Here is a 507-nt window from a genome sequence, read left to right on the forward strand (position 1 = left end):
TACCGGGCTCGAACCAGTGACCCCCTGCTTGTAAGGCAGGTGCTCTCCCAACTGAGCTAATCGCCCACATTGATTTTACTTCTTGTGGAAGAAGTCTCGAATGGTGGAGCTAAGCAGGATCGAACTGCTGACCTCCTGCGTGCAAGGCAGGCGCTCTCCCAGCTGAGCTATAGCCCCATCGAGAAATGGTGGGTCGTGCAGGATTCGAACCTGCGACCAATTGATTAAAAGTCAACTGCTCTACCAACTGAGCTAACGACCCATTTACCTTTAAAAAGTAAGTGGTATCCCGTAGGGGAGTCGAACCCCTGTTACCGCCGTGAAAGGGCGGTGTCCTAGGCCTCTAGACGAACGGGACACGGTGTGAACATCTTGGGGGATGTTCTATCTCTTAAACTTCATAAACCATCAATCTGTGTGGACACTTGTATCAAATAATCATCGTATAAGGAGGTGATCCAGCGCCAGGTTCCCCTAGCGCTACCTTGTTACGACTTCACCCCAGTC

General features: G+C 51.1%; 4 tRNA genes and 1 rRNA gene. All 5 read right to left on the minus strand.

Annotated elements, in window-relative coordinates:
• A tRNA-Val gene (locus tag HGP28_RS19080) sits at positions 1-58 on the minus strand.
• Between the two features lie 43 nt (positions 59-101).
• A tRNA-Ala gene (locus tag HGP28_RS19085) sits at positions 102-177 on the minus strand.
• Between the two features lie 9 nt (positions 178-186).
• A tRNA-Lys gene (locus HGP28_RS19090) sits at positions 187-262 on the minus strand.
• A 20-nt stretch (positions 263-282) separates the two neighbouring features.
• Positions 283-358, minus strand: a tRNA-Glu gene (locus tag HGP28_RS19095).
• A gap of 88 nt (positions 359-446) precedes the next feature.
• A 16S ribosomal RNA gene (locus HGP28_RS19100) occupies positions 447-507 on the minus strand; the annotation flags it as partial.

The sequence above is a fragment of the Vibrio agarilyticus genome (assembly GCF_012641465.1).
In the GTDB taxonomy this organism is placed as follows: domain Bacteria; phylum Pseudomonadota; class Gammaproteobacteria; order Enterobacterales; family Vibrionaceae; genus Vibrio; species Vibrio agarilyticus.